Origin of the sequence: Promicromonospora kroppenstedtii DSM 19349, from assembly GCF_000515355.1 — a bacterium.
GTDB lineage: Bacteria > Actinomycetota > Actinomycetes > Actinomycetales > Cellulomonadaceae > Promicromonospora > Promicromonospora kroppenstedtii.
The window spans coordinates 9223-13711 of sequence record NZ_KI911606.1; the positions used below are offsets into that span (position 1 = coordinate 9223).

A 4489-nucleotide genomic window follows, 5' to 3' on the forward strand; every position below is an offset into this window, starting at 1 on the left:
GGGCGGAGGCGACGGCGGCCCCGGCGCCGACCAGGGCGAGCACCGCGACCACCACCGCCCCCTTCGGGACGACGGCGGAGGTGCGCACCGCCGCGAGCAGCGTCCGGCCCGCGCCGCGAAACCCCAGTCGTCGCACCGGCATCTCCACCCACCGGTACGACGCCGCCGCGAGCACGACGGTCAGCAGCACCGTGAGGCCGGTGCCGACACCCCACCAGACGGTGCCGGGCTGCGCCCCGACGGCCGCGGTGACGACGCAGGCGACCGGCCAGTGCCACAGGTAGATCCCGTACGACCGCTCCCCCACCCAGCGCAGCGCCGGCGCCTCCAGCGCGGTGACGAACCAGGTGGGCTCCGTGCGGGCGGCGTCGCACGCCAGCACCAGCACGAGGGCCAGCAGCGACGCGGTCAGCAGCCCGAGCGGGTAGGTGAGCGGCGAGTCGCCGCGCAGCACCAGGAACAGCACGACCAGACCGGCCAGCGCGAGCGGTGGGAGCAGGCGGGCGCACCCGCCCTGCAGCACGGGCCCGGCCTTGGCCCAGCGCAGCGTCACGGCCGCGCCCAGGAGCAGGCCGAAGGCGTGGGTGTCGGTGCCGTAGTACACGCGGGTCGGGTCCACGCCCTCGCCGTACGCCGGCATGAACAGGAGCGCCATCGCGGCCGCCGACAGGAGGGCACCCACCACGACGAGCCGCACCCGCCAGGCCGCCGAGCGCACCGCGATCAGCAGCACGACGAGCAGCACCGGCCACGCGAGGTAGAACTGCTCCTCGATGGCCAGCGACCACAGGATGCGCAGCAGCTCGGGCTGGGACTCGTCGAAGTAGTCGCTGCCCGCGGAGATCTCCACCCAGTTGGTGCTGAACGTCAGCGCGCCCAGCAGCTGCCGACCGATGCCGACCGTCAGGTCCGGCTCGACCAGCCGCGCCACCGGGATGCTCGCGAGCAGCACCAGCGCGAGGGCGGGCAGCAGCCGGCGCGCCCGGCGCACCCAGAACCGCGGCAGCCGGATCCAGCTGGTGCCCGCGACCTCGCGCAGCAGCAGTGTGGTGATGAGGAACCCGCTGACCACGAAGAACACGTCCACACCCAGGAACCCGCCCGGCACCCAGGCGGGTGCCAGGTGGAACGCCACGACGGCGAGCACCGCGACGGCGCGCAGGCCGTCGAGCCCGGGGATCCGGAGGCCGGGGACAGGACCCGGGACAGGGGCGGGGAGGGGGACGGCCTGGGACGCGGGCGCGGTCAGCGTCGGGGCCGGCTTCGTCGGGGGCTGCGACGTCGGGGCCGGCGACGTCGGTGCCGGCGACGTCGGTGCCGGCGGTGTCAGGACGCCCGCCGCCGTCGGACCACCCGTCGTCGTCGGACCAGCCGTCGCCGTCGGACCACCCGTCGCCGTCGGACCAGCTGCTGATGCCAAAGCTGCGGCCGTGCCGGTCCCGGCGACCAGACCGGGCCGGGCGTCGTCGGTCAGGGCCATGAGCGGACGGTATCGAACCTCTGGAGACCGAAAAAGTCCGGAATGTGAAGCTACTGGCCGCCGCACGACCGGGGGCCGCCCATTCGCGGGAGAACTTGACGCTCACAGGGCTTCCGGGAGCCCGCCCGTCCACTTCGAGGCCTAAGTTTCTCCTCTTTCAGCCACCCCAAAGACAAGAAACTTAGGCCTCAAAACAGAGACCCACCCAAGCCCCACCCAGCCGACTGGGCCAGGCGCGCACGGCCCGGCGCGCACGGCCCGGCGGGCCAGGGCGGGTCGGGCACGGGACGGCCGGTCCGGGGCAGGTCGGGCACGGGACGGCCGGATCAGGCGAGCCAGGTCGGGGCATCCGCTTTGAGGCCTAAGTTTCTTCGCTTTGAGCCTGGTCAAAGCGAAGAAACTTAGGCCTCGAAGGGGAGGGGCCGCCGCGGCCCGTCAGAGCTTTGTGATTGCCGTGTACTTCAGCGCGATCCGCTTCGTGCCGTTGGTGCCGAAGTCGATCTTCACGACGGAGTTAGCCTCGACGTCCACGACCGTGCCGAGCCCGTACGAGTCGTGCGTGACGCGGTCGCCGATCTCCAGGCTCGGGATGTCCTTCTGGACGTTGATGCCGCCGAACCCGCCCTTGGCGCCCGCCTTCTTCTGCGGGGAGAACGGGTTGGCCTGCCCGCCGCCCGACGACGTCGTGGTGCTGGTGCGCACGGGCCCCGACCGGCCCGAGGACCAGCTCGACCCGGAACCCGAACCCGAGCCCCGGCCGCCGGAACCGTAGCCGCCCGAGCCGTACCCGCCGCCCCAGCCGCCGCGCCCCGAGCGGATCGCGGCCGTCGACGACTCGCGGCGGCGCCAGTCCCACAGCTCCTCGGGGACCTCCTGCAGGAACCGGCTCTCCGGGAACTCGTTGGCCATGCCGAAGGCCGCCCGCACCGACGACCGCGTGATGTAGAGCCGCTCCCGCGCGCGGGTGATGCCCACGTAGGCGAGCCGGCGCTCCTCGGCGAGCTCTGTGTCGTCGTGCAGCGAGCGCATGTGGGGGAACGTGCCGTCCTCCATGCCCGTGAGGAACACGACGGGAAACTCCAGCCCCTTGGCGGTGTGCAGGGTCATGAGCGTGACGACGCCCTGGTTCTCCTTGGGCGCCTCCTCCGCGGCGCCGTCGGCGACGTCCTCGTCGGGGATCTGGTCGCTGTCCGCGACCAGCGAGACCCGCTCCAGGAAGTCGGCGAGCGAACCCTCGGGGTCGGTCTCGCCGAAGTCGACGGCGACGGCGTGCAGCTCGGCCAGGTTCTCGACGCGGCCCTCGTCCTGCGGGTCCTCGCTCGCGCGCAGCTCCGCGAGGTAGCCGGTCTTGTCGAGCACGGCGCCGAGCACCACGGCGGGTGCCGCGCCGTCGTCGACCAGGCCGCGCAGCTCGCGCATCAGGTCGCGGAAGGCGAGCAGGGGCTTGAGCGAGCGGTTGGTCATGCCCGGGATCTCGTCGGCGCGCTCCAGGGCGGCGCCGAACGAGATGCGCTCGCGCTCGGCGAACGACGCCACCAGCGACTCCGCCCGGTCCCCGAGCCCGCGCTTGGGCACGTTGAGGATGCGGCGCAGGTTCACGTCGTCGTCCTCGTTGGCCAGCGCGCGCAGGTACGCGACGGCGTCCTTGACCTCGCGGCGCTCGTAGAACCGGGTGCCGCCGACCACCTTGTAGGGAAGGCCGACGCGGACCAGCACCTCCTCCAGCGCACGCGACTGCGCGTTGGTGCGGTAGAAGATCGCGACGTCGCCCGGCCGCACGCCCTCGGCGTCGCCCAGCTTGTCGATCTCGTCGGCGACGAACCGCGCCTCCTGGTGCTCGTCGTCGGCCACGTAGCCCACGATCTTGGCCCCGGCGCCCGAGTCGGTCCACAGGCGCTTGGGCGTGCGACCGGCGTTCCGGGAGATCACCGCGTTGGCGGCGCTCAGGATGTTCTGCGTCGAGCGGTAGTTCTGCTCCAGCAGGATCGTCGTGGCGTCCGGGTAGTCCTTCTCGAACTCCAGGATGTTGCGGATCGTGGCGCCGCGGAACGCGTAGATGGACTGGTCCGAGTCGCCCACGACGGTGAGCTCGGCCGGGTCCAGCCCGGCGTCGTCGTCGGCGCCGACGCCGGCGAGCTCACGGACCAGGGTGTACTGCGCGTGGTTGGTGTCCTGGTACTCGTCCACCATGATGTGCCGGAACCGGCGGCGGTAGTGCTCCGCGACGTTCGGGAACGCCTGGAGCAGGTTCACCGTGGTCATGATGATGTCGTCGAAGTCCAGGGCGTTCGCCTGGGCCAGGCGCGCCTGGTAGCGGGTGTAGACGTCGGCCAGCACCTGGTCGAACTTGGGCACGGCGGTGTTGCGCTCGTCGGCCGACTGCCCGCCCCACGGCCGCCGGATGCCGCCCGCCGACGCCGCGGCGGCCTCGGTCTGCGCCTCCTGCTCCGCGTGCGCCATGGCCTGCCGGGCGTAGGTCTCGGGGTCGACCAGCTCGTTCTTCAGGTCGCTGATCTTGTTCGACAGCCCGCGCGCCGGGTACTTCTTGGGGTCCAGGTTGAGCTCGCGCGTGACCAGCGTGATGAGGCGCTGGCTGTCCGCGGCGTCATAGATGCTGAAGCTGGACCGCAGCCCGAGCGTCGTGGCCTCTCGGCGCAGGATCCGCACGCACGCCGAGTGGAAGGTGGACACCCACATGCGGTTCGCGGCGGGGCCCACCAGGCCCTCGACGCGCTCGCGCATCTCGGCCGCCGCCTTGTTGGTGAACGTGATCGCGAGGATCTCGCCCGCCCGCGCCCGGCCCGTGGCCAGCAGGTAGGCGATGCGGTGCGTGAGCACGCGCGTCTTGCCCGAACCGGCGCCCGCCACGATGAGCAGCTGCCCGCCCTCGTGCACGACGGCGGCGCGCTGCTGGGGGTTGAGCCCGTCCAGCAGCTCGTCCGGGTTCAGGTGCGCATACGCTCCGCCGGCGCGCGGCGCCTCGGACTCGTGCGGCAGGCCCGCGAGCCA

General features: G+C 72.4%; 2 protein-coding genes. Both read right to left on the reverse strand.

Annotation, left to right across the window (positions count from 1 at the left end; all coding sequences use genetic code 11):
* The coding region (locus tag PROKR_RS03610) for an acyltransferase family protein (protein ID WP_051432636.1) at positions 1-1480 on the reverse strand (1480 nt) is incomplete at its 3' end.
* Between the two features lie 435 nt (positions 1481-1915).
* Positions 1916-4489 (reverse strand): UvrD-helicase domain-containing protein (locus tag PROKR_RS03615; protein WP_425414853.1); only part of this gene is annotated, 2574 nt, incomplete at its 5' end.